The 25364-nt window shown below is 71.5% G+C and carries 19 protein-coding genes and 1 tRNA gene; 5 read left to right on the top strand and 15 right to left on the bottom strand.

What is annotated here, in order from left to right; genetic code table 11:
• Positions 1 to 259: 259 nt before the first annotated feature.
• Complete coding sequence (locus HZZ10_RS14330) at positions 260 to 2590, top strand: aryl-beta-d-glycosidase (protein ID WP_179914013.1); 2331 nt, start codon at positions 260 to 262, stop codon at positions 2588 to 2590.
• 138 nt (positions 2591 to 2728) lie between these two features.
• On the opposite strand, the gene HZZ10_RS14335 is transcribed toward HZZ10_RS14330, so the two are convergent.
• Positions 2729 to 3385, bottom strand: coding sequence for a TetR/AcrR family transcriptional regulator (locus tag HZZ10_RS14335; protein WP_308507585.1), 657 nt, complete (start codon positions 3383 to 3385; stop codon positions 2729 to 2731).
• Positions 3386 to 3551: 166 nt separating this feature from the next.
• On the opposite strand from HZZ10_RS14335, the gene HZZ10_RS14340 reads away from it, so the two are divergent.
• The gene (locus HZZ10_RS14340) at positions 3552 to 4688 is read left to right on the top strand and encodes a hypothetical protein (RefSeq protein WP_179914014.1); all 1137 of its coding nucleotides are present in this window, start codon (positions 3552 to 3554) and stop codon (positions 4686 to 4688) included.
• Positions 4689 to 4876: 188 nt separating this feature from the next.
• Here HZZ10_RS14340 and clpB read toward each other — a convergent pair whose 3' ends face one another.
• Positions 4877 to 7489, bottom strand: coding sequence for an ATP-dependent chaperone ClpB (gene clpB, locus HZZ10_RS14345; RefSeq protein WP_056127237.1), 2613 nt, complete (start codon positions 7487 to 7489; stop codon positions 4877 to 4879).
• Positions 7490 to 7766: 277 nt separating this feature from the next.
• Between clpB and HZZ10_RS14350 the strand changes: the two genes are divergently transcribed.
• A complete protein-coding gene (locus tag HZZ10_RS14350) occupies positions 7767 to 9002 on the top strand; it encodes an LppM family (lipo)protein (RefSeq protein WP_179914015.1) in 1236 nt (411 codons plus the stop codon).
• Between the two features lie 178 nt (positions 9003 to 9180).
• Entirely contained in the window at positions 9181 to 10248 is a 1068-nt protein-coding gene (locus tag HZZ10_RS14355) for an alpha/beta hydrolase (RefSeq protein WP_179914016.1), read from the top strand.
• A 10-nt stretch (positions 10249 to 10258) separates the two neighbouring features.
• Here HZZ10_RS14355 and mnhG read toward each other — a convergent pair whose 3' ends face one another.
• From mnhG to HZZ10_RS14400, 9 genes are all read right to left on the bottom strand, one after another.
• On the bottom strand, positions 10259 to 10693 hold the full coding sequence (gene mnhG, locus HZZ10_RS14360; protein ID WP_179914017.1) for a monovalent cation/H(+) antiporter subunit G: 435 nt from the start codon (positions 10691 to 10693) through the stop codon (positions 10259 to 10261).
• Entirely contained in the window at positions 10690 to 11157 is a 468-nt protein-coding gene (locus HZZ10_RS14365; RefSeq protein ID WP_082543690.1) for an MrpF/PhaF family protein, read from the bottom strand. The genes mnhG and HZZ10_RS14365 overlap by 4 nt, the downstream gene beginning before the upstream one ends.
• The gene (locus tag HZZ10_RS14370; protein ID WP_056127225.1) at positions 11154 to 11771 is read right to left on the bottom strand and encodes a Na+/H+ antiporter subunit E; all 618 of its coding nucleotides are present in this window, start codon (positions 11769 to 11771) and stop codon (positions 11154 to 11156) included. Before HZZ10_RS14370 ends, HZZ10_RS14365 begins: the two co-directional genes overlap by 4 nt.
• The gene (locus HZZ10_RS14375) at positions 11768 to 13390 is read right to left on the bottom strand and encodes a Na+/H+ antiporter subunit D (RefSeq protein ID WP_056127222.1); all 1623 of its coding nucleotides are present in this window, start codon (positions 13388 to 13390) and stop codon (positions 11768 to 11770) included. Before HZZ10_RS14375 ends, HZZ10_RS14370 begins: the two co-directional genes overlap by 4 nt.
• Positions 13387 to 13863 carry a Na(+)/H(+) antiporter subunit C gene (locus tag HZZ10_RS14380; RefSeq protein ID WP_056127220.1) on the bottom strand — a complete coding sequence of 159 codons (477 nt, stop codon included), beginning with the start codon at positions 13861 to 13863 and terminating at the stop codon, positions 13387 to 13389. The genes HZZ10_RS14375 and HZZ10_RS14380 overlap by 4 nt, the downstream gene beginning before the upstream one ends.
• Positions 13863 to 17015 carry a Na+/H+ antiporter subunit A gene (locus HZZ10_RS14385; protein ID WP_308507586.1) on the bottom strand — a complete coding sequence of 1051 codons (3153 nt, stop codon included), beginning with the start codon at positions 17013 to 17015 and terminating at the stop codon, positions 13863 to 13865. The genes HZZ10_RS14380 and HZZ10_RS14385 overlap by 1 nt, the downstream gene beginning before the upstream one ends.
• A 314-nt stretch (positions 17016 to 17329) precedes the next feature.
• On the bottom strand, positions 17330 to 18460 hold the full coding sequence (locus HZZ10_RS14390; RefSeq protein ID WP_308507587.1) for a hypothetical protein: 1131 nt from the start codon (positions 18458 to 18460) through the stop codon (positions 17330 to 17332).
• A gap of 2 nt (positions 18461 to 18462) precedes the next feature.
• The gene (gene dcd, locus HZZ10_RS14395) at positions 18463 to 19038 is read right to left on the bottom strand and encodes a dCTP deaminase (RefSeq protein ID WP_179914018.1); all 576 of its coding nucleotides are present in this window, start codon (positions 19036 to 19038) and stop codon (positions 18463 to 18465) included.
• Between the two features lie 199 nt (positions 19039 to 19237).
• The gene (locus tag HZZ10_RS14400; protein WP_179914019.1) at positions 19238 to 19885 is read right to left on the bottom strand and encodes a TM2 domain-containing protein; all 648 of its coding nucleotides are present in this window, start codon (positions 19883 to 19885) and stop codon (positions 19238 to 19240) included.
• Between the two features lie 56 nt (positions 19886 to 19941).
• Between HZZ10_RS14400 and HZZ10_RS14405 the strand changes: the two genes are divergently transcribed.
• Positions 19942 to 20015 (top strand) — tRNA-Gly (locus tag HZZ10_RS14405).
• Between the two features lie 19 nt (positions 20016 to 20034).
• On the opposite strand, the gene HZZ10_RS14410 is transcribed toward HZZ10_RS14405, so the two are convergent.
• From HZZ10_RS14410 to HZZ10_RS14425, 4 genes are all read right to left on the bottom strand, one after another.
• A complete protein-coding gene (locus tag HZZ10_RS14410) occupies positions 20035 to 22044 on the bottom strand; it encodes a TerD family protein (protein WP_218928803.1) in 2010 nt (669 codons plus the stop codon).
• A 112-nt stretch (positions 22045 to 22156) separates the two neighbouring features.
• On the bottom strand, positions 22157 to 22750 hold the full coding sequence (locus HZZ10_RS14415; RefSeq protein ID WP_179914021.1) for a M15 family metallopeptidase: 594 nt from the start codon (positions 22748 to 22750) through the stop codon (positions 22157 to 22159).
• 199 nt (positions 22751 to 22949) lie between these two features.
• On the bottom strand, positions 22950 to 24245 hold the full coding sequence (locus HZZ10_RS14420) for an acyltransferase family protein (RefSeq protein ID WP_179914039.1): 1296 nt from the start codon (positions 24243 to 24245) through the stop codon (positions 22950 to 22952).
• Positions 24242 to 25351 (bottom strand): pirin family protein, encoded by a 1110-nt coding sequence (locus HZZ10_RS14425; protein ID WP_308507588.1) that lies wholly within the window; start codon positions 25349 to 25351, stop codon positions 24242 to 24244. Before HZZ10_RS14425 ends, HZZ10_RS14420 begins: the two co-directional genes overlap by 4 nt.
• Between the last annotated feature and the right edge of the window lie 13 nt (positions 25352 to 25364).

The following is a 25364-nucleotide window of genomic DNA, read 5'->3' on the forward strand; positions in this document are numbered from 1 at the left end:
CCCTCCTTCCGGCGCACGGCGCGCGCACCCCTGCCCTGTCCTGTCTCCCAGCGACCCCAACCAGACGCCGAGATCGGCACCTCGGAGCGAGATCGATCCCCCTGCAGCACGATCTCGCTCCGAGGTATCGATCTCGCTGCTCCTGCCCCCGGCAGGCACACAGCCTCCTCCAGATCACCTACCACCCGGTAGGTTTCAGCGCTAGGCTGGCCAGAGCACGCGCTGGAGCGTGCTCCGCCGACACCGAGGGAGTGCTCGCATGACTTCTGCACCAACCACCACCACGGCAGGCCCGCTCGACGTCGAGCGCCTGATCCAGGACCTCACGCTCGAGGAGAAGGCCTCGCTGACCTCAGGCCTGGACTTCTGGCACACCCAGCCCGTCGAGCGCCTCGGCATCGGCTCGGTCATGGTGACCGACGGCCCGCACGGCCTGCGCAAGCAGGACACCTCGGCCGACCACCTGGGCCTCGCCGAGTCCGTCCCGGCCACCTGCTTCCCGACGGCTGCCGCCCTGGGCTCCACCTGGGACGTCGACCTCTTGCGCCGCGTCGGCAGCGCGCTGGGCCGCGAGACCCGCGCGAACGACGTCGCCGTCCTGCTGGGCCCGGGGATCAACATCAAGCGCTCACCGCTGTGCGGCCGCAACTTCGAGTACTTCTCCGAAGACCCCGTCGTCTCGGGCGACCTCGGTGTCGCGCTCATCGAGGGCATCCAGTCCGAGGGTGTCGGCACCTCGCTCAAGCACTTCGCGGTCAACAACCAGGAGACCGACCGCATGCGCGTCTCGGCCGACGTGGACGAGCGCACCCTGCGCGAGATCTACCTCACCGGCTTCGAGCGTGCCGTGACCCGCGCGAAGCCCTGGACCGTCATGTGCGCCTACAACAAGGTGAACGGCACCTACGCCTCCGAGCACCCGTGGCTGCTCACCGAGGTGCTGCGCGACGAGTGGGGCTACGACGGGGTGGTCGTCTCCGACTGGGGCGCCGTCGCCGACCGTGTGCCCTCCCTCGCCGCCGGCCTCGACCTGGAGATGCCGAACTCCGGGAACATCGGCGACGCCCAGGTCGTCGAGGCAGTCCGGTCGGGCGCGATGGACGAGGCCGTCCTCGACCAGGCCGTCCGCCGTCTGCTCACCCTGCTCGCCCGCGCGCTCCCGGCTGCCGCAGAACCGTCGTCCTACGACGCCGGCGCCCACCACGCCCTCGCCCGCGAGGCCGCGGCGGCCGGGTCCGTCCTGCTGAAGAACGAACCCGTCGACGGCGCTCCCCTGCTGCCGCTGCGGGCTGCTGACGCCGCTGGTGTGCTCGTCGTCGGCGAGTTCGCCAGGACTCCCCGCTACCAGGGGGCAGGATCGTCGCAGGTCAACCCGACCCGGCTCGACGACGCGCTGACGGCGATCGGCGAGCTCACAGGTGCGGACGTGAGCTTCGCCCCGGGCTTCACGATCGAGGGCGTGACCGAGGGCTCCGACGAGCAGCTGCGCGACGAGGCCGTCGAGGCCGCCAGGACTGCGACGACAGTCGTGGTCTTCCTCGGGCTGCCCGCCGCCGACGAGTCCGAGGGCTACGACCGCGACCACCTCGACCTGCCCGACAGCCAGGTCGCGCTGCTGCAGGCTCTCGCCGAGGTGAACCCGCGCCTCGTGGTGGTGCTCGCCAACGGCTCCGCCGTGGCGCTCTCCGGCTGGGAGCACCTCACCCCCGCGGTCCTCGAGACGTGGCTCGGCGGCCAGGCCGGCGGCGGCGCCGTCGCCGACCTGCTCTTCGGCGCGCAGAGCCCCTCGGGTCGCCTCACCGAGACGATCCCCGTCTCCCTGCGCGACACCCCCGCCTACGGCAGCTTCCCCGGCGAGCTCGGGCACGTTCGCTACGGCGAGGGGGTGCTGGTCGGCTACAGGTACTACGACGCCAAGGGCATGGCGGTCTCGTACCCCTTCGGTCACGGGCTGACCTACACGAGCTTCGAGCACTCGGACGTGACAGCCACGGTCTCCGGAGAGGGCGACGAGGTGACGGTGACGGTCCGCGCGCGGATCACCAACACCGGCGCCGTCCGTGGTGCCGAGGTGGTCCAGGTGTACGTCGGCGACCCCGAGTCTGTGGTCCTGCGGCCCGAGCGCGAGCTCAAGGGATTTGTCAAGGTGGCCCTCGAGCCCGGTGAGTCCCGCGAGGTCGAGGTGGTCCTCGACGCCCGCGACCTCTCGTACTGGCACCCGACGCTGCGCGCCTGGACCCTCGAGGGCGGCGAGTTCCTCGTCTCGGTCGGGGCGTCCTCGCGCGACCTGCGTGCCACGGTGTCCGTCGACGTCACGGCTCCCCCGCTCGCGGCACCGCTCTCGGACGACTCGACCTTCGGCGAGTGGCTCGACCACCCCGTCGGCGGCGAGCTGCTGCGCGCCGAGCTCGCACGCCCGGAGACCGCGGGCGCCGACGACCAGGGCAACCTAGAGCTCGACGAGACGATGGCCAAGATGCTGCTCGACATGCCGGTCCGGGTGATCGCGAACTTCGCCGGGATGCTCTTCGACCGCGACGGCCTCGCCAGGCTCCTCGACCAGGCGCAGGAGCGCTCGGTCCGCGCCTGACACCCGAGCTCGTCCCCCGGGGCACACGCACCGGGGGACGAGCTGCTGGACGTGCTGGGTCAGTCCGCCGAGGCCCACGCTCCTGGGGGCGTGCTGCGTCGGTCTGCCGGGGCACAGGCTCCCGGGGGACTCGCTGGGTCAGTCGCCTGTGCCCCCAGGCCTCTGCGGCTCCACGAGGGGCGGCTCCACGAGGTACAGGGCGAGCGCGTCCTGCATGACGGCGGCCATGTCGACCTGGTCCTCGGAGCCGCGCTCGAGCAACCACTGGACCTGGAGCCCGTCCATGAGAGCCGTGAGCTGGCGGGCGCCCGAGGCTGGGTCGACCGAGGGGCGCAGCGCCCCGGCGTCGCGGAGCGCCTCGAGCTCCCGCGTGAGCAGCGCGATCGTCGTGGTGTACCTGTCGCGGAAGTACCTGTGCGCGGGGTGGTCCGCGGCCGTGGCCTCGGCGGCGAGCGTGGTGAACAGCTCGACGATGCCGGGCCTCTCGGCGTTGCGGCGCACGAGCCTGACGACCGCGTCGAGCAGCGCCGTCCCCGACGCGAGGTCTGCGGCCAGCGCTGAGTCGTCGATCTCGTCCCGGTGCTCGAGGACCGCGGCCAGCAGCACCTCCTTGGTCGGGAAGTGGTGGATCAGGCCGGGGTGCGAGATCCCGACGCGTGACGCGATCTCGCGCAGCGACGCAGACCTGTACCCGACCTCGCCGAACAAGACCATCGCGGCCTCGACGATCTGCACGCGCGTGGCGCGCCCCTTGGCGTACCCCCGCTCGCGGCGCGGCTGCGCAGGTTCTGTCACGGTCTGACCCCATTCCTCGACGGGGCTGCAGTGCCCCCTCCGCGAGCAGGACTCTACAGTCGGACGTCCGACCTGCGATCTCACCTCCCCTGCGGCTCGACCGGCGGCTAGGCTGCCCGTGAGACGACTCCGGCGGTCCGACCGCCCTGAACCTAGGCGGTTGACCATGAGCCACGTTCCTCCTCCCCCACCCGGCGCGGGCGCTCCTGGTCCCGGCGACGCCAAGACGCAGAAGCTCGGCGCGCAGCCGGGGTGGGGCGACCAGCAGGGCACGCAGGGCCCCTCGGCGTCCTATGGACAGCCGGGTCACGCAGGTCAGCCGAGCCAGCCCGGTCAGCAGCAGGGCCAGGCCGGTCAGCCCGGTCAGCCGGGCCAGGCCCAGCAGGGCGAATCCTGGCAGCAGGGCCAGCCGTCACAGCCCGCGCCGCAGTCTCAGCCCGGTCAGCCCGGTCAGCCGTGGCCGCAGCCCACCCAGCAGTGGGGCCAGCCCGGCGGTCCGCAGCAGCATGGCAGCCCGCAGCAGCCCGCTGGTCCGCAGCATGGCCAGCAGCCGGCACAGCAGCCGTGGCAGCAGCAGCCGGGCCAGCAGCCCCAGCAGCCCGGCCAGCAGTGGGGTCAGCCTGGTCAGCAGCCGGGCCAGCAGCAGCCCGCACAGCAGTGGGGTCAGCCTGGCGCACCCGCCCAGCAAGGTCCCGGGCAGCACAGCCCCGGGCAGCAAGGCCCGTGGGGTCAGCAGCCCGCGCAGCAGCAGTGGGGCCCGGGCCAGCAGGGCGGCTACCCCGGCCAGCCCGGTCAGCAGAACCCGCAGTGGGGACAGCAGCCCCCGAAGAAGTCGTCACGCGGCCTCATCATCGGGATCGTCGTCGCGGTGGTCGTGATCGGCCTCGCCGTCGCGGCGTTCTTCCTGTTCTTCTCCGACTCGACGCCCGAGGCCCTCGAGCCCGACGTGTCGTCGAGCACGAGCGCGTCGGTCAGCCAGCTCGTCGTCGGCAACTGCCTCGAAGACGTCTCGGGCAGCGGGTCCGTCGGCGAGGTCGACGTGGTGCCCTGCTCCGACGACCACGGCGCTCAGGTGGTCGGGAGCACGACCTTCACCGACGGTGACTTCCCCGGCCAGGACACGCTCGTCACCCAGACGACGGCGATCTGCTCCCCCGACCTCGTGACGAGCGGCGACGTCCCGGCCGACGACCTCAGCCTCGTCGTGTGGACCCCGAGCGAAGACTCGTGGGCTGACGACGACCGCACAGGTCTGTGCATCGCCGTCGTCGAGGGCGGGCTCTCCGGCAGCCTCCTCGACTGACCCCGCACCACCTCCAGCCGCCCGAGACCGGACGCGCGAGCACAGCAGCACAGCAGCCGCACCGGATGACCGGTGCGGCTGCTGTCGTCTGGCTGGCCCCGCTCCTCGCAGAGCGCTCTCGCAGGAACGCTCTGAGCGAGGCACTCCCGACGGAGCGCTCACCGTGCGGCGCTCCTGGCGGAGCGCTCCTAGCGGAGCACCTCGACCACCAGGTTCCCCGCGCCGCCCTCGGGCGACTCGGGCCTGTCGACGAGGATCCTGTCGCCGTCGGCGATCTCACCCGCGAGGAGCGTCCGTGCGAGCCTGTCGCCGATCTCCCGCTGCACGAGGCGGCGCAGCGGCCGCGCTCCGTAGGCGGGGTCGAAGCCCTCGATCGCGAGCCACTCCCGCGCAGCGTCCGTGACGACCAGCGTGATCCGCCGGTCGACCAGGCGCGCCGCCAGGGCCTCGACCTGGATGTCCACGATCTGCCCGAGCTCGTCGAGGTCGAGCGGGTCGAAGAGCACCACGTCGTCGAGCCTGTTGAGGAACTCCGGCTTGAAGGCGCTCTGCACGGCGGCCATGACCGACGCCCGCTTGGCCCCGTCGTCGAGCAGCGGGTCGACGAGGTACTGCGACCCGAGGTTCGACGTCATCACGAGGATCACGTTGCGGAAGTCCACCGTCCGGCCCTGACCGTCGGTGAGCCGTCCGTCGTCGAGCACCTGGAGCAGGATGTCGAAAACCTCGGGGTGGGCCTTCTCGACCTCGTCGAGGAGCACGACCGAGTACGGACGACGCCGCACGGCCTCGGTCAGCTGACCGCCCTCTTCGTAGCCGACGTAGCCCGGGGGTGCCCCGACGAGGCGCGCGACGGTGTGCTTCTCCGAGTACTCGGACATGTCGATGCGGACCATCGCCCGGGCGTCGTCGAAGAGGAAGTCGGCGAGAGCCTTGGCGAGCTCGGTCTTGCCGACACCCGTCGGGCCGAGGAACATGAACGACCCCGTCGGGCGGTCGGGGTCGGAGACCCCTGCCCGCGCGCGGCGCACAGCGTCGGAGACCGTCGCGACAGCCGCCTTCTGGCCGATGAGCCGCTGCCCGAGGACCTCCTCCATGGACAAGAGCTTCTGGCTCTCGCCCTGGAGCATGCGTCCGGCGGGGATGCCCGTCCAGGCGGAGACCACCTCGGCGATCTCGTCGGCGTCGACCTTGTCCCCGACGAGCGGGGCAGGGCGGTCGACGGTCTCCTCGGCGTGCTCGGCCTTCTCGGCCTCGGCGAGCTCGCGCTCGAGCTGGGGGATGTCGCCGTAGCGCAGCCGCGACGCGGTCTCGAGGTCGGCCTCGCGCTCGGCCTTCTCGGCCTGGGCGTCGAGCTGGGCGAGCCTCTCACGGAGCTCACCGACCCTGTTGAAGCCGCCCTTCTCAGCAGCCCAGCGGGCCGTGAGCGAGGCCAGCTCTTCCTTGCGGTCGGCGAGGGTCGCGCGCAGCACCGACAGACGCTGGCGGGAGGCCTCGTCGTCGGACTTCTCCAGGGCGAGCTCTTCCATCTCGAGGCGTGTCACGGCGCGCTGGAGCACGTCGATCTCGACCGGGGACGAGTCCATCTCCATACGCAGGCGCGCGGCGGCCTCGTCGACGAGGTCGATCGCCTTGTCGGGGAGCTGGCGACCGGTGATGTACCTGTCGGACAGCGCCGCGGCAGCCACGAGCGCGGCGTCGGAGATGGTCACGCGGTGGTGAGCCTCGTAGCGGGACTTGAGCCCGCGCAGGATCGCCACGGTGTCCTCGACCGTCGGCTCGCCGACGAACACCTGCTGGAAGCGGCGCTCGAGGGCGGGGTCCTTCTCGACGTGCTCGCGGTACTCGTCGAGCGTGGTCGCACCGACGAGGCGCAGCTCGCCGCGGGCGAGCATGGGCTTGAGCATGTTGCCCGCGTCCATCGCGCCCTCGGAGCCACCCCCGGCACCGACGACGGTGTGCAGCTCGTCGATGAAGGTGACGACCTCGCCGTCGGAGCCCTTGATCTCCTCGAGGACAGCCTTGAGGCGCTCTTCGAACTCACCGCGGTACTTGGCACCGGCGACCATCGCCGCGAGGTCGAGCGAGATGAGCCGCTTGCCCTTGAGCGAGTCGGGGACGTCGCCCGCGACGATGCGCTGGGCGAGGCCTTCGACGACGGCGGTCTTGCCGACGCCGGGCTCACCGATGAGCACAGGGTTGTTCTTGGTGCGGCGCGAGAGCACCTGGACGACGCGACGGATCTCGGAGTCGCGGCCGATGACAGGGTCGAGCCGGCCGTCGCGTGCGGCCTCGGTGAGGTCGACGCCGTACTTCTCGAGCGAGTCGTAGGTGCCCTCGGGGTTGGGGCTGGTGACCCGGCGTCCACCGCGGACCACGGGGATCGCTGCGGCGAGCGCCTCACGCGTGGCTCCGGCGCGCTGGAGGATGTCGGCGGCCGGTGAGGGCGCGGCGGCGAGACCGAGCAGCAGGTGCTCGGTCGAGATGTACTCGTCCTGCAGCTCGGCGGCCTCGGTGCGGGCGCGCTGGAGCACGGCGGACATGGCACCCGAGAGCGTGGGCTCGGCGACCGAGGACCCCGAGAGGGTCGGCAGGGCGACGAGGGCCCGGCGGGCGGCGGCGCCGACGGCCTGGGCGTCCACGCCCGCCTGGGCGAGGAGGCCGGGGGTCGTGCCGGTCTGCTGGGCGAGCAGCGCGTCGAGCAGGTGGACAGGCTCGACCTGCGGGTTGCTGGCAGCCCCCGCGGACTGCACGGCGTTGCCGAGAGCGTCGCGGGAGAGGGTCGTGAGGTTGAGGTCCATGCAAGTCCTCCAAGGTCAGGGAACGGGTCTGTAGACGACAACGCCTCTAAAGTTGAGCGTATTCCACTCAACTCTGCTCCGCCACTGCCGGGAGCAGCTCCAGAACCCTCGAGCGGGTGAACCCGTCGTCCACAGCCCCTCTGCGCTGGGGAGAAGTCCCCGGAAGCCTCAGATCGTGGGGCACAGAGGCACCCGGCATGCCAGAGTTGGCACCAGTCGAGATCCTCACCCGTCGTCACCCCCCGGTGCGCGACCTGTCCCAAGGAGCCCACCGGCCATGAAACGTCTCACAGCCCTCGCCGCAGGCGCGGTACTCGCTGTCACACTGACCGGCTGCATGCGCGTGCAGACCGACATCGTCCTCCACGACGACGACACCATGGACGTCCAGATGGTCATGGCCGTCGAAGACGCTGCCATCGAAGAGCTCGGCATGACGTCCGACGACTTCCTCGAGCAGATGGAGACCGAGACCGGCGACGACTTCCTCGCGCCGGGCACCCAGAGCGAGTCGTACAAGCAGGACGGCTACACCGGCTACCTCTACTCGGTCGAAGACGCAAAGCTCGAGGACTTCTCGGACGAGGCGCTGTCGTTCACGCGCGACGGCGACGAGTACGTCGTCAGCGGGACGCTCGAGAGCTCCGACACCGGACTGACGGACGACGACCTCGCCAACATGGAGAGCCTGGGGATGGGCGACCCCGACATCACCTTCTCGGTCGAGTTCCCGGGCGAGGTCACCGAGTCCAACGGAGAGATCGACGGCAACACGGTCACCTGGACCTACGTCCTCGGTGAGCCCCTCGAGTTCGACGCCCGCGGCTCGGCCGGCGGGTCCGGCTCGGTCGTCGACCCGTCCGACGACGCCACGGACGACGCGACGGACCCCAGCACCGAGTCCACGCCTGACAGCTCGGACTCCGCGAGCGACGAGCCCGAGGCCGACAGCTCCAGCTCCGACGACGAGGGTGTCAACTGGCTCCTCTGGGTCGGCATCGGCGTGGGCGTCCTCGCCCTCGCAGGACTCGCCACGTGGCTGATCCTTCGCAACCGCAAGGGTGGCGGCCAGGGCGGCCCCGGCGGACCCGGTGCGTACGCCGCAGCAGGCGCTCCCGCCTGGGGCCAGCAGCAGGGTCAGCCCGGCCAGCAGCAGTGGGGCCAGCAGCCGCAGCAGCCCGGCCAGCAGGGTCAGCAGTGGGGCCAGCCCCAGCAGCCCGGTCAGCCCGGTCAGCAGCAGTGGGGACAGCCCGGTCAGGGCCAGCAGCAGCCTGGCCAGCCCGGCCAGCAGTGGGGCCAGCCGGACCAGCAGCAGGGTCAGCAGGGTCAGCCCGGACAGCAGCAGTGGGGTCAGCCTGGACAGGGTCAGCCCCAGCAGCCCGGTCAGCAGCAGTGGGGACAGCAGACGGGCCAGCCGGGCCAGCCTGGCCAGGACCAGACCGGCCAGCAGTGGGGCCAGCCTGGGAAGCCTGGCGAGGAGCCTCCGGCACCCGGGCAGCAGCCCTGGCGCTGACAGGCACGGCTGGCTGACGGCCACGGTCGGCTGACAGATGCGGTCGCCTGACAGCGACGGCCTGTCGACAGCTACAGTCGGCTGACAGCCGCACACAGACGCAGCACCCCCGACGGCGTGCGGCTCCCCTCGACCGAGGGCGAGCCGTACGCCGTCTCTCGTCGACGGAGATGACCCCATGACCGCAGACCTCACCTCGGACAGCCGCTGGGAACCCGACATGCTCGGCGGCTCCTGGCTCGCCCGGACCCTCCGGCTGCGCCCCGACGAGGAGGGCGAGGTGGTCGCCACGCTCGTCGCCGACGGTGCACGACCGCGGACAGAGCGGGCGGTCCTCTACGTCCACGGCTACGTCGACTACTTCTTCCAGACGCACATGGCCGACGTCCTGGCCGACCACGGCTACACCTTCTATGCCCTCGACCTGCGTCGCTACGGACGCTCGCTGCGTCCGCACCAGACGCCCAACTACGTGACGCGGCTGTCCGACTACGCCGAAGAGCTCGACACCGCGGCACGGATCGTCCGCGACGAGCTCGGCCACGAGGAGCTGGTGGTCCTCGGGCACTCCACGGGCGGGCTCGTGACAGCCCTCTGGGCCGACGCCCGCACGCGCGCGGGATCGGCGTCGGGCTCCGGGTCCGGTTCGACGTCGGGCACCAGCACGGCCACAGGCTCCGGCACTGCCGCAGGCTCGACCGTGCAGATCGACACCGTCCAGATCGACGCCCTGGTCCTCAACTCCCCCTGGCTCGACCTCAACGAGCCGTGGTTCTCGCGCGTGGTGGCCACGCGGCTGATCGACGTGCTCGGTCCGCTCGCCCCGCGCACCCCCGTCGGCGGGCTGGGTCCGCACTACGGCCGGGCGCTGCACAAGGACACCGGCGGCGAGTGGGACTACGACCTCACGCTCAAGCCGCACGAGGGCTTCCCTGCCCGGGCCGGATGGTTGCGGGCCGTCCGCCGCGGCCACGCGCAGGTGGCCCGGGGCCTCGACATCCGCTGCCCGGTGCTCGTCCTGACGCCGGACGCCTCGGGCGACCCGAAGCGCTGGCACGACGCGATCCTCACGACCGACAGCGTGCTGGACGTGCAGCAGACCGCACGGCTCGCCCCGGGCCTCGGGCGTGACGTCACGCTGGTCACCGTCCCGGGCGCAGCCCACGATCTCAGCCTCTCGCCCGAGCCCGCGCGCAGCCGGTTCTTCGACGAGGTCACCGCCTGGCTGGCCTCGAAGGGCCTCTGACGGCCGCTGCTCAGGCCGGGGGCGCCTCGACGTCGCGCTTGTCCTTGCGGGCGGGGTTGTCGAGGCCGTGGTCGTCTTCGCAGCGGACAGGCTTCTCCGGCGCACGGAAGTGGTCTTCGGTGAGCTCGTCGACGACCAGCAGGTCGTTGCGGACCTTGCCCGTGCGGTAGCCGGCCCGGCCGACCATGTGCGCCGCAACGGGGGCCGTGAGCAGCTGGAACACGATGATGAGCACGAGCATGCCGAGCACCTGCATGTTGCGCACGCGCAGCGCCTCACCGGTGAGCAGCAGGATGAGCCCGAGGACCTGCGGCTTGGTGCCCGCGTGCATGCGGGCGAGGAGGTCGGGGAACCTCAGCACACCGACCCCGGCCGCGAGGGCGAGGAAGGAACCGGCGATGAGGCATAAGCCTGCTGCGACGTCGGCGAGGGTCGTCCAGCTCATCGCTCCTCCTTCGGTCCGGTGATGTCTTGCACAGCCTTGGCCGCCTGCGGGATCGAGCCGATGGTCGTGGTGTGCTCGGACCCCTTCGGGTCCTTCGGCTCGATGAGGTCGCGCGGCTCGTCGAGGATCGGGTGGTCCGCGTCGGCCTCGACCCGTGCGGCCTCCTCCTGCGCGATCTCCTCGAGGGTCCGCACACGTCCTTCGCCCTCGGGCTCGACGGCGGCGAAGCGCGCGATGGTCACCGAGCCGACGAAGCCGACGAGCGAGAGGACGATGAGGATCGGCAGGGTGTCGAGCCGCCCGGAGAGGGCCGACTCGAGCACGATCCCTCCGACGAGGGTCGTGACGAACACGTCGAGGGCGACGGTGCGGTCGAGCATGCTCGGTCCGCGCTCGGCACGGATCAGCGCGAGGATCGCGGCTGTCACGAGCATGACACCGCAGATGATGGCGACGACGGTCATGAGGAGGCCTCCGTGGTCGAGCTGGTCTGTGCGGACCGCTCGGCGTCGAGCGCCGCCTGGCCGCGTCGGGTCGTGGCGACACCCGCGCGCGCGAGCTCGTCGTCGGAGGCGAGGGCACGCATGACCCGGGCCTCGAGCTCGAGCGTGTGCTCGCGGACCTTGTCCGCACCGCCGTAGGACTCGATGTCGAGGACGTGCAGGTACAGCATGCCGGTGTTGCGGTGCGCCTCGATGACCAGCGAGCCGGGGACCAGCGAGCTGATCTCCGCCACGAGGGTCAGGTAGAGGTCGGAGGAGCTCCGCAGCTTGACACCGACGACCGCCCCGCGCGGGACCTTCCCGAACCTGAAGGCGTAGAGGCTGACCTCGACCGACGCCACGACGAGCTCCCACAGGAAGCGCAGCAGCAGGACGAGGATGCCGAGCGGCCGGACACGGCCGTGGAAGTCGATGGTCGGCAGCGGCATGAGGACCGTGACGAGCAGCGCGATCCCGAGACCGGCCAAGACGTTGCCCCAGCTGAGCGTGCCCCAGAGCATCACCCACACGACGGCGAGCCACAGGACCGTGGGCCACTGCTCGGCGATCTTGCGGCGCCTGCGGTGGATCGTCATGAGTCGCCTCCGTCCGTGGTCTCGCTCGAGTCGTCGGCCGGCGTCCCGCTCGGGGACGGGACCGGGGTGTTGTCGATGCCGGGGTTGGGCACCGAGTCTGTCGAGTCCCCCTCGCCGCGGCCGTCAGGGCCGAGGACGGCGTCGATGTACTGGCTGGTGTCCTGCATGGTCGCGGCGGCGCGGTCGGAATAGCTGTAGAGCGGACCGGCGACCACCGTGAGCAGGAGCCCCACACCGACGAGGGCAGCCGTCGGGCCGACCATCGAACCGGGCAGGGTCGCGTCGGGCAGCGGCTCGGGCGGTGTCTGCCAGAAGGCCTTGTTCCACGCCTTGACGATCGCGTAGAGGGTGAGCAGCGACGTGACGACGCTGCCGACCACGAGCGTGTAGGCGAGGGTGGTGCCCTGCGCGACACCGGCCTCGAGCAGCCCGACCTTGCCGAGGAACCCGGAGAGCGGCGGGATCCCCGCGAGGTTCATCGCCGGGATGAAGAAGAGGATCGCGAGGCCCGGCGCGATCTTCGCGAGACCGCCCAGCCTGTCGAGCGAGGTGGACCCGCCTCGGCGCTCGACGAGACCGACGACGAGGAACAGCGTCGTCTGCACGGTGATGTGGTGGGCGACGTAGAAGATCGACGCCCCGAGACCGGCCTGGCTGGCCAGCGCGATGCCGAAGAGCATGTACCCGATGTGGCTGACGAGCGTGAAGGACAGCAGTCGTTTGATGTCGCTCTGCGCCACGGCGCCGAGGATCCCGATGACCATGGTCGCCAGGGCGAGCCACATGAGCAGCGTGTCGAGGCGTCCGTCGGTGAACAGCAGCGTCTGCGTGCGCATGATCGCGTAGACGCCCACCTTGGTGAGCAACCCGGCGAAGACCGCGGTGACGGGCGCGGGGGCCGTCGGGTAGGAGTCGGGCAGCCACGCGGACAGCGGGAAGATCGCCGCCTTGATCCCGAAGGCGAGCAGCAGCAGCAGCTGCAGCACGAGGGCCACCCCGGGGTCGATCTCGGGCAGGCGCTGCGCGAGCTGGGCCAGGTTGACCGTGCCCGTCGCGGCGTAGACGAGCGCGATCGCCACGAGGAAGATGATCGACGACAGCAGCGCGACGATCACGTAGATCGAACCGGCGCGGATGCGCTCGCCGGTCCCGCCGAGGGTCAGCAGCACGTAGCTGGCGGCCAGCAGGATCTCGAAGCCGACGTAGAGGTTGAAGAGGTCGCCCGCGAGGAAGGCGTTCGAGACGCCGGCCGCCAGGACGAGGTACGTCGGGTGGTAGATCGAGACAGGTGCGGCCTCGTCCCCGTCGGTGATGCCCTGCCCGAGGGAGTAGAGCAGGACGCACAGCATCACGGTGCTCGACACCGTGAGCATGAGCGAGGAGAGCCTGTCGGCGACGAGGTCGATGCCGACGGGCGCGGCCCAGCCGCCGATGTCGACAACCACGGGACCGGAGTCGGCGAGGAACAGCAGCCCCACCCCGACGGCGACCATGAGCGAGAGGGCGAGCACGGAGATGACCCGCTGCGCGCGGGGGTGCCTGTAGAGCGCGAGCGTCAGACCGGCCGCGAACAGGGGCATGACGACGGGGAGCGGCACGAGCCAGGTGTACTCACTCATGGTGTGCCCCTCTCGGTCTCGTCGCGTGCCTCGGCGGCCTGTTCATCGGCACTCTCGCTGTCTTCCTCGGAGTCGGTGTCGTTGTAGGTCGGGGCGTTCTTGGCGGCGATCCGGACGATGCGCTTGTCCTCGAGGTCGTCCTGCACCTCGTCGTGGCCGTGCAGCTGCCACGAGCGGTACGCCATGGCGAGCACGAAGGCCGTGAGGGCGAGGGTGATGACGATCGCGGTGAGGACCATCGCCTGCGGGAGCGGGTCGCTCATGTCGGCGGGGTCGGTGTCACCGATGATCGGCGCTCCCCCGGCGCGGCCGCCGGCCACCAGGAACAGCAGGTTCGCACCGTTGCCGATGAGGATGAACCCGATGAGCACACGGGTGAGGCTGCGCTCGAGGAGCAGGTAGACCCCTGTCGTGAACAGCACGCCGATCGCGAGGACGAGGAGCAGGTTGGGGCTGGTGTCGATGAGGTCCATCAGATCCTCTCCTCGTGCTCGTTGGGACCGCGGGTCTCTGAGCCGTCTTCGGCCGAGCGGGTGACACCGCGCTCGTCGCGGACCCGGTCGGCCGCGCTCTCACGGGTGTGCTCGACGACGCTCGTGCCGGTCCCGACCGAGATGGCCTCGGCCGAGCTCTGCGCGGCGGGCATGGCCAGGTCGATCTGCCGGTCGATCTCGGCTCCCAGGGACCGCAGGACGTCGAGGATGAGACCGATGACCACGAGGAACACCCCGAGGTCGAAGAACAGCGCGGTGACGAGCTTGACGTGCCCGAAGAGCGGCAGCGTGAACTCGACGATCTCGCTCTGCAGCACCCCGCCGCCGAAGATCAGCGAACCGAGGCCGACCCCTGCCGAGAGGAACAGACCGAGGCCGAGCAGCAGACCGGGCTGGACCGGGAGGGCCTCGCCGAGCTCGTAGCGACCGCCGGCGAGGTACCTCACGACGAGCGCGATGCCGACGACGATCCCTGCCGCGAAGCCTCCACCCGGGGCGTTGTGCCCGGCGAAGAGCAGGTAGACCGCGTAGACGATCATCGAGTGGAACAGCAGGCGCGTGACGACCTCGAAGATGACCGAGCGCCGCACGGGAGCGAGGGTCTTGCCGGCCGGCAGCCACACCCGCTGGCGCATGGACTGCGCAGGCGCGGCGGGGGCACCCTTGGCGGGCATGAGGGCGGCGACCTGCGGGCTCGCCTCGGCCTCGGTCTGTGCGGCCCACACCCTGTAGGCGTTGGCGGTGTCCGTCGTGACGTTCTGCGCCCGGAAGATCTCGCCGCCGCGGCGGCTGAGGAACACGAGCGAGGCGACACCCGTCGCGGCCACCAGCAGGACCGAGATCTCGCCCATGGTGTCCCACGCACGGATGTCGACCAGGGTGACGTTGACGATGTTCTTGCCACCGCCGAACTCGTAGGCCTCGTCGGGGAACTTGGTCGAGACGGCCTCGTGGATGCGCGCGCCGGGCACGACGAGCGCGAAGCCCATGACGACGAGCCCGACAGCCACGGCGATGCCGAGGCGGACCCAGCGCGTGATGGCGAGCGGACGGTCGGAGAAGTACGCGGGCAGGCGTCGCAGCACGAGCACCATGACCACGAGGGTGACGGTCTCGACGAGCACCTGCGTGAGCGCGAGGTCCGGCGCGCCGTGCAGCATGAAGAGGAAGGCGACCGAGTAGCCGGCAAAACCGGCGAGCAGCACGGCCTTGAGGCGGCGCCTGGAGCGCGCGGCGAGGATCGACGAGACCACGATGACGAGCACGGGCGCGAGCTGCGCGGCGCTGTCCCAGATCCGTGTCTCGGCAGGCCAGGCGTTCTGCGTGAGCAGCACACCACCCGGTCCGACGACCAGCACGATGAGGATCGCGCCGAGGTAGAAGGGCAGCGAACCGCGCTGGGTCATCGCGGTGACGTCCGCGGCGAGGTCGTCGAGGGCTCGCATCGAGCGGCGGTACGCCTTGTCGGCCTCGAGGGTGCGGGGCATCGCAGCCTGGAACCACTCGACCTGGCGGCGACCCCAGAACATCAGCGCACCGACCCCGAGGATCGCGGCCGTCAGCCCGAAGGCCGGGGTGACGCCGGCCCAGAGGACCAGGTGACCGGCCTCGCCCGTCGGGTAGGTCTGGGCGTGGGGCTCGAGCAGGTGCTCACCGAAGGTCGGGTTGAGCGCGGTGACCAGACCCAGGACCGCGAGGGTCAGGGCGGGCAGCACGAGCAGGAGGGACTGGCGCTTGATGCTCGCGGGGTCGACCGGCGCGGTCTCGACGGGGTGGCCCTCCGCGTTGACGGGGACGATCGGGATGGCCGGTGCGGACTTCTTGGTCGCGAAGGCTCCCCAGAAGAAGCGCAGGCCGTAGGCGACGGTGAGCATCGAGCCGATCACGACGGCCGCGATGACGAGGATGCCGAGCCACGGCAGCCCCAGGGGCGCCTCGTCGTGCACGAGGGCCTCGAGGGCCGCCTCCTTGGCGACGTAGCCGGCGAAGGGCGGCAGGCCGATCATCGAGGCTGTCGCGAGACCGCCCGCGAGGGCCGTCAGCGGCATGGCTCGGCCGACGCCGGACAGGCGCCGCAGGTCACGGGTGCCCGTCGCGGCGTCGACGATCCCGACGGTGAGGAACAGCGTCGCCTTGAACATGGCGTGGGCGCCGATCATCGCGAGACCGGCGAGCGCGGCGGCGCGCGAGCCGATGCCGACCATGAGGACGATGAGCCCGAGCTGGCTCACGGTGCCGTAGGCGAGGACGAGCTTGAGGTCGTTCTGCCGCAGCGCGCGGTAGCCACCGAGCAGCAGCGTGCCGCAGCCGAGCACGACGACGATGACGACCCACACGGTGAGGTGGGAGTACGCCGGCGCGAAGCGCGCGACGAGGTACACACCGGCCTTGACCATCGCTGCGGCGTGCAGGTAGGCGGAGACGGGTGTCGGGGCGGCCATGGCTGCGGGCAGCCAGAAGTGCGTGGGGATGAGGGCGGCCTTCGACGCCGCACCGACGAGCAGGCAGACGACTGCTGCGGTGACCGCTGTGCCCTCGGGCGGGTCGGCGAGCAGGCCCGAGAGGCTGTACCCGGTCGAGGCGCTGTTCCCGAGGATCACGATGCCGACCAGCATCGCGAGACCGCCGGCTGTCGTGACGATGATCGCCTGCATCGCGGCCCGGCGGCTCGCCTTGCGGTCGTGGTAGTGACCGATGAGCAGGTAGGAGAAGACTGTCGTGAGCTCCCAGAACATGAAGAGCAGGAGCATGTCGTCGGCGGTGACGAGACCGACCATCGCACCGGCGAAGGCCGTGAGGACCCCGCCGAACTTGCGCAGGCCCGAGGCCGAGGCGGCGAAGTACGCCGAGCAGTAGACGAGCACCAGCGCGCCGACGCCGCCGACGAGCAGCAGCATGAGCCAGCCGAGGGTGTCGAGGCGGAACGACAGCTCGACACCGAGCGCGGGGATCCACTGCACGACCTCGGTCGGGTGGTCGCCGTCCATGACGCGGCTGGTCTGGGTGAGCGCGTAGACCGCGGCCGACGCGGGGGCGAGCGCCATGACGAGGAAGGCCCGGCGGCCCAGCCAGGAGACCAGTGCGGGCGCGGCAAGTGCCATGACGACGTGGGCAACGAGCAAGAGCAGCACGTCCGCTCCGTCCTGTTGTGGGCGGGTGGTCGGTCGGCCCCACGACGCGGGCAGGGCTCGATGGCCAGCGCGCACCCAGGGCAAGGTGGAGTTGTGGGGATCAGTTTACCAAGGCATGGCCTCGGACCGAGCCACCCGTGGCTCCGGTGGACTCCATTCTGGGGTACACAGGGGCTCTGCGCCCGGGCTGGGCGCAGCACCTCGGCGCGGGCCCACCGCGAGACGAGACGAACGCCACGCCGCGGCCCTGAGGACAAGGCGCAGATCTCGACCAGAAGCCGCAGCGGTGCGGACGTTCTCGGGCTAGATGCCCCTCAGACGTCGTCGGGTTCGACGAGGAACTCGTCCTGGTCGACGATCTCGCCGCCGACGGCGACGTGGACCGCCCGGGTGAGGGCTGCGACCACCCCGGCCGCACGGGTCCTGGACACCCTGTGCTCGAAGGACGGGAGCTCGCGCTGCCAGTCCACGAGGTCGTCGGGGGTCCAGCGCACCTGGTAGGCGATCGCACCGTCGACGGCCCACTCGAGGCCGCGCAGGACGAGCGGGAGCTGCTCGACGCCGCTGACCTCGACCGAGACGAGACCGTCGTCGCCCAGGTCGACCTCGACGGCGTAGGCGGACAGCGTCCGCGGGCCTGTCAGGGCAGCGATGTCTGCGTCTTCGGCGCGGGCGTGCAGGGCCGCGAGCTGCTCGGGCGTGAGCGGTCCGTCAGGCTCGACCGGGACCGTGCCGGCTGTCTGCGGCGGCCCCTGCCAGGGCGTGCCTGTGCTCGCGAGGCGGGCGCTGCCGTCGGCCTGGGCGCACACCGCGAGGGCCGCGTCGGGTGAGAGCCACACGTCGGAGTACACGGTGAGGTCGACCGAGACCGCAGGGTCGGGCACGACGAAGCGGGGCTCCGTGGCACCGAGGTCGAAGCGGACCGCGCCGCAGAGCCGCCGGGCTACCGCGACCAGCCAGGACGCGACCCGCGCCTCTTCACGGATCGGGAAGGCCTCGGAGTAGACGCGCGCCAGGCCGTCCCTGTCGCCGCCGCCCTGGAAGGGCGCAGCACCGCGCTCCCGCGGGCAGAGCACCTCGTAGACCATGCCGACAGGTCCGTCGAAACCGAGGGCCATACCGTCGTCGCTCGCCGGTGCGTAGGGCCCGGAGATGGTCGTGTGCCGTGAGGTGCGCAGCGTCCCAGGCACGAGCCTGTCGTGCACCTCGCTGCCCCTGCTCCCGCGGCCGGCCTTCGTCTGGACCACCTCGGGCGGAGTCTCCCACCGGGTCGCGGGGAACCTCGACAGGGCGAGGGCCTCGATCTCGGAGGGGTCGACGTCCTCGTCGACCGCCAGCAGGTGACGGACGTAGAGGTCGGCGATCGGGTGCTCGCTGCTCCCGGGCAGCGGCACCAGCTCGGGTCGCGGGCCGTCGTCGGGGGGCAGGTCCTGCTCGTCGGTCACGCTCAGACCTCGGTGCGGTGGAAGCTCTGCCAGGACCGCGAGGCTGTCGGGCCGCGCTGCCCCTGGTAGCGCGAGCCGTACTGCTCGGAGCCGTAGGGGTGCTCGGCGGGCGAGGACAGCCTGAAGAAGCACAGCTGGCCGATCTTCATCCCGGGCCACAGCAGGATCGGCAGCGTCGCGACGTTGCTCAGCTCGAGGGTGACGTGCCCGGAGAACCCGGGGTCGATGAACCCGGCGGTCGAGTGCGTGAGCAGCCCGAGCCGTCCGAGGGACGACTTGCCCTCGAGGCGCGCCGCGACGTCGTCGGGCAGCGTGACGGCCTCGTAGGTCGAGCCGAGCACGAACTCGCCCGGGTGCAGGATGAAGGACTCACCCTGCTCGACCTCGACGGCGCGCGTGAGGTCGGGCTGGTCGGCGGCCGGGTCGATGAAGGGGTACTTGTGGTTGTCGAACAACCTGAAGAACTTGTCGAGGCGGACATCGATGCTCGACGGCTGGATCATCTCCGGCGCGTAGGGGTCGAGCCTGACGCGTCCGAGGTCGAGCTCGGCGCGGATGTCACGGTCTGAGAGCAGCACCCTGCAACGGTAGCCGATCTGACCTGAGGGCTGGCGGCCGTGAGCAGCCCAGACGGCCGCGTCCTGACGAGGCCCGGGGACCGGGTGCCGTGTGACGGATGCCGAGGCCAGACCGGGGCCGGGACCTGGCTCTCCAGGGCCAGGCCCCTCTGTGGAGTGGTGCTTCCGTGGAGTGGTGCCTCCGTGGTGCGGAAGCTCCTCAGCCGCGCAGCGGTCGACCGCTCGCGTCGCGCGAGTAGCTGCCGGTCTTCGAGACGAGATAGAGGATCCCCTCGATCAGTCCCCAGAGGCTCGTGACCGCCGCGAAGATGCCGAGCGAGAGCACGGTGACCAGCAGCATGATCATCCCGATGCCCGTGTGCCCCGTGTAGAAGCGGTGGATGCCGAAGGCCCCGAGGAAGATCCCGAGGAGCCCCGCGACCACCCGCGACTTCGCGTACGGGTCCTCCTGGACCCACTGCCCGGGGTACGGCTGCGCGGGGTGAGGCTGCGCAGCGTAGGGCTGAGCAGGGTAGGGCTGGCCAGCGGGCGGGTAGCCGCCGGGCGCCTGCGCGTAGCCCGGCTGGTTCTGCGGGTAGCCCGGCTGCTGCGGGGCCTGCGGGGGCGTGTACCCAGACCAGCTTCCGCCCTGCTGGCCCTGCGCCCCCGTCTGCCCGGGGTACGGCGAGGCGTACGGCGTCGACGGTTCTGCCGGGGTCGACGGCTTGTCGAGGCTGTAGCCGTACTGCGCCGTCGGGGGCTCCTGCGACGACGGCCCGGAGGCCCCGGCAGGCCGCATCCACTCGGGTCGCTCGTGCTCGGGCACGGGCTCTGACGGGACCGACCCGTAGCCTGAAGAGCTGCTCACTTGTCGTTTGCTCCCGTCGTATGGGTATGATCGTCGTCGCGCGAAGGTTGCGCAGTGCGGATGTAGTTCAATGGTAGAACTTCAGCTTCCCAAGCTGATAGCGCGGGTTCGATTCCCGTCATCCGCTCCACAGCAGGTCAGGACGTGTCTCACCCGTCGACCTCCACCCCGAAGAGCCCGACCAGCTCAGCCAGCCCGGTCTCGTATCCCTGTCCCACGGCGCGGAACCTCCACGTGTCCCCTCGCCGGTACAGGACGGCCAAGACCATCGACCGCTCGACGGTGCCTGCGTCGAGCGTCGACCGGACCTCCTGAGCCCCGTCGGAACCACGCAGCACGAGCTCGAGCGGGCCGATATCCCCGAAGGTGACGTCCCCTGAGGTCGCCGCGGCGACGACGACGCGGGTCACCCCCTCCGGCAGCATCTCGAGGTCGACGTCGACGAGGGACTCGTCAGGGATCTCTGCCAGCACCGAGACCGACCCGCTCGGGTGGGACGGGGCGTTGAAGAACACCAGTCCCGAGTCGTCGAGGACCCGCTCGGAGTCGTCGGTGAGGAAGGCGACGACGTCGACCTCCGCTGGTCCGTCGCCGCGGCGGACGCTGAGCGACCACTGCTCGAGGTCAGGGAGGTCGACCACCCCACCTCGGGGCAGGACCGGGACCTCCACGGCTCTCGAGTCCCCGTGAGGCGCGGCGGAGGCCGTCGCGCTGGTCACCTCGGTCTCGTCCGACGGGGTGACCACGCCGCGAGCGGTGGTCAGACCTCCGGGCACGGCGACGGGCGCTCCCCTGCCGCCCAGTGACGTCACCTCTGGCAGCCCCACCCGCGTCGTCCGCAGGTGCTCCCGTGCTGTCGCGCTCGTGGGGGCCTGTGGCTCGGAAGAGCTCCGAGGCTCTGTCGCCGTCAGCGTCGCCGGGTCGAGGTGGTCGATCGCCGCCATGCTCTCGATACGAGCCCACCGGGGGTCTGACGTCGCGCCCCGGAGCGCGACGACGTCGGTGACGGCGGCCGTGAGGTTCACCGCGGCACGACCGCCCGCTCCCACGACGCGTGCCCTGACCTCCGATGACTCGGCATGCGTCCCACCCACCACCAGGACCCGTCTGCCCGCGAGCAACCCGTCGGGCTCCGGCGTGGAGGCGGGCGGAACGGTCCCGGCGGGTGCAGCACCCGGTGCCACTGCCGGGCGAACCCGTGCTGCTGCGGGACGAGCCACCCTGTCGGCCACGCGGGTGCCGGGTGCGACGCGTGCGACGAGGTCCCGGAACCTGCGCTCGTCGATCACGGGGATCCCGTGCGCACGCGCCGCGGCCAGCTTGCGCGTCCCGGAGCCCGGCTCGTCGCAGACCACGACGGAGGTCCGCGAGCTGGCCGAGTTCATGACGTCCAGACCGGCGTCGCCCGCGATCCGCACGAGCGTCTCTCGTCCTGACGGGGAGGCCCCGGTGAAGACGACCTTCATGCCCTGGACCAACGAGGACGTACCGTCCCAGCGCCCGGGCCACACCCAGTCGCAGGGGGTCCGCGGTGCCGGCGCCGGGCGCACAGGCCCGCCTCCCGGTGCGTCGCCGTCGCAGGCCGTGAGTGGCAGAGGCATGCCCAGGCTGTCGGCCGCGACCAGGGAGTGGCGCAAGATCTCGACGAGCACGCGGACGTCGTCTTCGGCGTCGTGCGCCCGCAGCTGTGCGACACCCCAGTAGGCGGCGACGCTCGCGAGCGTGAGGTTGGGGAGCGGGAGATCGAGCCTGCGGCTCAGCACCAGGGTGCAGAGCCGCTGGGCGACCGAGAGGGGCGCACGCGCACGGTGGGACTCAGCCGACAGGAAGCCCCAGTCGAAGCGCGCGTTGTGCGCGACGAGCACACGACCTCGGACGAGATCGTCGAGCGCGCCGACCACCTCGGGATACTGCGGGGCCCCGGCGAGCCGTTCCCGGGTGAGCCCATGGACGTGGACGGGGCCGGGGTCGCACCCTGGGTCGAGGAGGCTGGACCAGGACCGCCCGACGGAGCCGTCAGGCTCGACCTGGGTCACCGCGACCTGGAGCACCCTGTGGTGGTTCGGGCTCAGGCCCGAGGTCTCGACGTCGACGACCGCGTACCCGTGCCTGTACCGGCTCGCGACGCTCGCGGGCAGCAGCCCTCGCTGTGCGGACACACTCATCCTGCATTCCCCCTGCTCGACCTCGGCCAGCACACCGCGCCACGGCCTGTCCGGCCTGGAGACGTCGGTTCGCGACACACCGTACCGTCTGCGCCGGGCACCGAGGCTACTTCCTGAACACCCAGTGCCACGGTTCGCGTGGGGTGTCCTCGACGAAGCCGTAACGTCCGCCGTTGGCGCGCATCCAGGCCTGGCCCGCGGCGTCCAGGTCGAGGTCTGCGGCGATGCCCCAGCCGTGCGGGCTGGTCCCGGGCTCGGCTGCGAGGCCACCCTGGCTGTAGAGACCCTTGCGCTCGGCGACGTCGACCTGCGCGTCGTAGGAGCGGTACGAGTCGGTGACGCCGATGGTCACGCCGTCCTTGGCGGCGTCGGCGATCACCTGCTCGAGGGCCGTCGCCGCGGGTGCCCACAGCCTGTGCCCCGTCTGCCCGACGCTCGCGAGCGCCTCACGCGGGACGTTGCCGTTGCCGTACGGGAGCAGGTCGGAGGGGACGCCGGAGGTCCACGAGCCCGTCGAGGCCGCGGGGGTGCCCGTCGTCGCTGCCTCGGTCGCCGTGGTCTCGTCGACGGCCTGGGCGAGGACGTCGCCGAAGGTACCCGTGCCCATCGTCCCGGTCGCCGGCTGCGTGGCAGGCGCGAAGGAGCTCATGGTCGCCTGGATCGCAGCCATCCGCTGCGAGATCGCGACGATCCCGTCCACTGGTCTCCTCCTGCTGGTCGCTCGTGCGCACGTCCCGTCGGCTGGGAGTCGTGCGCACGACTCATCGGCCAGGGGTCCGCGGGCATGAGCGGTCTGACGGGAGTCGGCGCTGGCGGTCCGCGGTCTGGTCGCGGCTCCCACCACGCTCGCGGCTCCTAGCGCGCTCGCGGCTCCCAGCGCGCTCGTGGCTCCCGCCGTCCTAGCGGCTCCCAGCACGCTCGCGGGCCTCTCGGGGCCGGCTGCCGCTGCCTGCCCTGCGCCGGACCCTGTCCGTCCCCGCGAGCACACCCCACAGGCTCAGCCCCAGGACGGCGTACCAGAGCGGCCGGGAGGCCCACCAGGCACCGCTGCCGGGGTCGGGGAAGGGCACGTGCAGGAGCAGCAGGACACCGGTGACGACCACCATGACGGGCAGGTGCCACAAGAACGCCCGCATCGAGGCGCCGGAGGCGACGTCGAGCACCCGTGCCACCCGCGGCCGCTCGAGCAGCGGCGCGACGACGGGGCGCAGCAGCAGGGCGACGGGGATCTGCACGAGGGTGAGGAGCAGCGGGACCGTCCCGGGCGGGCTGAAGTTCGAGCGCTCCCCCGACAGCCCGATCATCGACTCGGGCCACATCGGCGAGGCGGTCACGGCGACGAGTGCCACGAAGGCCAGCAGGGCCCACCACGCGACCGTGGACCTGCGCATCCGCTGGAGCGACCCGTCGGCGTAGGCGAAGCCGATCTGCTGGGCCGTCCCCCACACGAAGAGGTAGTTGAAGGTACCGACGGCCGAGCTGTCGGTCGCGATCCGCACGAGCTCGACGACGACCACGGCGACCGAGAGCGCGACGACGACCCACCACCTGTAGCGCGCGTGCAGGCGGAGCATCACCGGGGCGACAGCGGCGAGGGCCGCGAAGACGGCGACGAACCACAGCGGCATGACCACCACGACGGCGACGGTCCGGGTGAGACCGGCCGGGGCACCGAGTGCGAGTGCGATCCCCACGGCGACGGCGACGAGCAGCACGAAGGGGATCAGCGGCAGGAACAGACCGCTGAGCCGACGCCGCAGGAAGACGCCCCAGAGACGACCGAAGGACGGGGTGCGTCCTGTGCGCGCCGTCTCGCGCTCGACGACGCGCGACCAGCTGGTCGCGTTCGAGAAGCCACCGACGAAGAAGAACAGCGGGATGAGCACCAGGACCCAGGTGAGGGGCCACATCCAGCGCTCAATGTTGAGGATGTTGTCGACGGCGAGCCCGCCGTCGTCGTCCCGGCCGATCGCGGCCATCGTCCAGTGCCCGACGACGACCGCCCCCAGGGCGAGGGTGCGCAGCAGGTCGGCGAAGCGGTCGCGGGGCGCGGGAGAGGTCGGGGCGGAGGAGGTCTGCGCGGAAGAGGTCAGCGCAGGAGAGCTCGCCGCCGGAGACGTCGGCGCGGGCTCGACCGGTGCTGGCGCAGCCGGGACAGCATCTCGTCCGTGGGGCGCTTCAGGCGTCGTGCTCAGCTCGGGTTCCTCCGGGGTGCGAGGCGCACGTTGGGCAGCACGGGCGCGGGGAGCGGTGCGCCGTCGTAGCCGACGACGGTCCCGAACCTAGCGTCCTGGCCGGTGCCCGTCGATGGTGACTCCTGCCCGCCGGACCCGGCTCGGGCCCCGGGCGCCCCGAGAGTGTCGAGCGTCTCGAGGGTGTCGCGGTCGGCGCGACCGATCTGGCGCTGCCAGTCTGCCCGGGCGGCGACGACCTCGTCGTGGCTGCGCCCGACGAAGTTCCACCACATGACGATCTCCTCGGTCGACGGCCGGCCACCGACGAGCACGAGCCTGGCGCGGCCCGTGGTCGTCAGCACGACCTCGTGCCGGCCGGGGGCGAGATAGCCGAGGTTGTCGGCGGCGAGGGGGCTCCCGTCGACGGTGACCTCGTCGCCCGAGTCCACGAGGAAGGCGTGCTCGTGCTCGGGGTCGACGGCGAGCGTGAAGCGGGTCCCCGGGTCGAGGTCGATCTGCGCACCGACGATCTCGGAGTACGTCGTCGCCGGGGACTCCATGCGCTCGACGACGCCGAGGCCCGGCTGCGCGGGGAGCGCGCCGAGGAACACCTGCAGCCGGACCCCGTCGACCTGCACGACGGGCAGGTCGTCGTGGTGCTCGAAGGCCGGGGCGACCCCCGCGCTCGCGTGCGGGAGCGCTGTCCACAGCTGGACCCCGTGGAGGGTCGTGGTGGTCCGGTCGTCGGGCGAGTGCTCGGAGTGCGAGATCCCGCGGCCTGCGGTCATGAGGTTGAGCTCGCCAGGCCGCACGAGGCAGGCAGAGCCGACGGAGTCGTGGTGCTCGATCTCGCCGCCGAACAGCCACGTCACGGTCTGCAGACCCGTGTGCGGGTGCGGGGGCACCTGCATCCCCGGGCCTGTGGTCACGTCGTCAGGGCCGAAGTGGTCGAGGAAGCACCAGGCGCCCACGAGGCTCCGCGACCGCTGCGGGAGGGTCCGGCGGACGGTCATCGCCCGGGCTCCGCCGAGCGGCACCTCGCGCGGCTCGAGGACCTCGAGGGCCGTCGTCGGGCCAGGGAGGGCGACGCAGGTCTGCTCGTCGGGGGCGCTGTCGAGGTTGCTCACGCTGCGAGGGTAT

It is taken from the genome of Sanguibacter inulinus, from assembly GCF_013415325.1.
GTDB classification, from domain to species: Bacteria; Actinomycetota; Actinomycetes; order Actinomycetales; family Cellulomonadaceae; genus Sanguibacter; species Sanguibacter inulinus.